General features: G+C 55.4%; 2 rRNA genes (1 of these 2 cut by a window edge). Both read left to right on the top strand.

The annotated features are described in order from the left end of the window. Window positions 1-2,167, top strand: a 23S ribosomal RNA gene (locus tag AAIL17_RS18145) (it extends 711 nt beyond the left edge of the window). Between the two features lie 185 nt (window positions 2,168-2,352). Continuing rightward, window positions 2,353-2,466: ribosomal RNA gene (gene rrf, locus AAIL17_RS18140) — 5S ribosomal RNA — on the top strand. The last annotated feature ends 34 nt before the right edge of the window (window positions 2,467-2,500 follow it).

Below are 2,500 nucleotides of genomic sequence, written 5' to 3'. Positions count from 1 at the left end.
ACCGAACCCACATCTGTTGCAATAGATGGGGATGAGCTGAGGATAGGAGTGAAAGGCTAAACAAACTCGGAGATAGCTGGTTCTCCTCGAAAGCTATTTAGGTAGCGCCTCGGACGAATCTTCCTGGGGGTAGAGCACTGTTATGGCTAGCGGGTCATCGCGACTTAGCAAACCATGGCAAACTCCGAATACCAGGACAGACTATCCGGGAGACACACGGCGGGTGCTAACGTCCGTCGTGAAAAGGGAAACAACCCAGACCCGCAGCTAAGGTCCCCAAGTTAGTGCTAAGTGGAAAACGATGTGGAAAGGCATAGACAGCCAGGAGGTTGGCTTAGAAGCAGCCACCCTTTAAAGAAAGCGTAATAGCTCACTGGTCGAGTCGGTCTGCGCGGAAGATTTAACGGGGCTAAGCACTACACCGAAGCTCGGGGTGCACAGCAATGTGCGCGGTAGAGGAGCGTTCCGTAAGCCTGTGAAGGTGGATCGAGAGGTCTGCTGGAGGTATCGGAAGTGCGAATGCTGACATGAGTAACGATAATGCGGGTGAAAAGCCCGCACGCCGAAAGCCCAAGGTTTCCTCGCGCAACGTTCATCGGCGCAGGGTGAGTCGGCCCCTAAGGCGAGGCAGAAATGCGTAGTCGATGGGAAGCTGGTTAATATTCCAGCACTTTTCTTAAGTGCGATGTGGGGACGGAGAAGGTTAGGTCTACCGGGCGTTGGTTGTCCCGGGGAAAGGCGGTAGGCATGCATCTTAGGCAAATCCGGGATGCTTTATGCCGAGCACCGAGACGAGCCCTATTGGGCGAAGTGACTGAGACCACGCTTCCAGGAAAAGCCACTAAGCTTCAGCTTAAGAAAAACCGTACCGTAAACCGACACTGGTAGGCAGGGTGAGAATCCCAAGGCGCTTGAGAGAACTCGGGTGAAGGAACTAGGCAAAATGGCACCGTAACTTCGGGAGAAGGTGCGCCCATCGGGGTGGTCACGTGCGTGACTGAGCTCTGATGGGTCGCAGTAACCTGGCCGCTGCGACTGTTTATCAAAAACACAGCACTCTGCAAACACGAAAGTGGACGTATAGGGTGTGACGCCTGCCCGGTGCTGGAAGGTTAATTGATGGGGTCAGCCGCAAGGCGAAGCTCTTGATCGAAGCCCCAGTAAACGGCGGCCGTAACTATAACGGTCCTAAGGTAGCGAAATTCCTTGTCGGGTAAGTTCCGACCTGCACGAATGGCGTAACGACAGCGGCGCTGTCTCCACCCGAGACTCAGTGAAATTGAAATCGCTGTGAAGATGCAGCGTTCCCGCGGCAAGACGGAAAGACCCCGTGAACCTTTACTATAGCTTTACACTGAACGTTGAGTTCTTCTGTGTAGGATAGGTGGGAGGCTTTGAAACCAGGACGCCAGTTCTGGTGGAGCCATCCTTGAAATACCACCCTGAAGTGCTTGACGTTCTAACCTAGGCCCGTAATCCGGGTCAGGGACCGTGTATGGTGGGTAGTTTGACTGGGGCGGTCTCCTCCCAAAGCGTAACGGAGGAGCACGAAGGTACGCTCAGCGCGGTCGGACATCGCGCACTGTGTGCAAAGGCATAAGCGTGCTTGACTGCAAGATCGACGGATCAAGCAGGTACGAAAGTAGGTCTTAGTGATCCGGTGGTTCTGTATGGAAGGGCCATCGCTCAACGGATAAAAGGTACTCCGGGGATAACAGGCTGATACCGCCCAAGAGTTCATATCGACGGCGGTGTTTGGCACCTCGATGTCGGCTCATCACATCCTGGGGCTGTAGCCGGTCCCAAGGGTATGGCTGTTCGCCATTTAAAGTGGTACGCGAGCTGGGTTCAGAACGTCGTGAGACAGTTCGGTCCCTATCTGTCGTGGGCGTTGGAGATTTGAGGGGGGCTGCTCCTAGTACGAGAGGACCGGAGTGGACGTTCCGCTGGTGTTCGGGTTGTCTCGCCAGAGGCATTGCCCGGTAGCTACGAACGGAAGTGATAACCGCTGAAAGCATCTAAGCGGGAAGCACGCCCCAAGATGAGATCTCCCGAGAGCTCGACTCTCCTTAAGGCACCATCAAGACTAGGTGGTTGATAGGCGCGATGTGGAAGTGCAGCAATGCATTGAGCTTACGCGTACTAATGCGCCGTGCGGCTTGACCATATAACCCCAAGACGCTTCGCATGTGCAGGTCCCTCTGCGACGAACCCGGCCATCCATGGCCGGACTCCTCAAAAGAGCCACGACCCGCTTCAATGACGCATCCATGGTTCGACTCGATTCAACTCGCTTGTCACTCGTTTACCCCTTTTGAAGCCAGGCGCTCCCAGCGCTGCTTCAACCCCTTCCCTGGCGGCCATAGCGCTGTGGTCCCACCCGATCCCATCCCGAACTCGGAAGTGAAACGCAGCCGCGCCGATGGTAGTGTGGCTTGTCCATGCAAGAGTAGGTCACCGCCAGGGGCTTTATCCTGGAAAACCCTCACCCGAAACGGTG

It is taken from the genome of Frateuria sp. YIM B11624 (assembly GCF_049727805.1).
In the GTDB taxonomy this organism is placed as follows: Bacteria; Pseudomonadota; Gammaproteobacteria; order Xanthomonadales; family Rhodanobacteraceae; genus Frateuria_A.
This window is presented reverse-complemented; position numbering and strand designations above follow the sequence as displayed.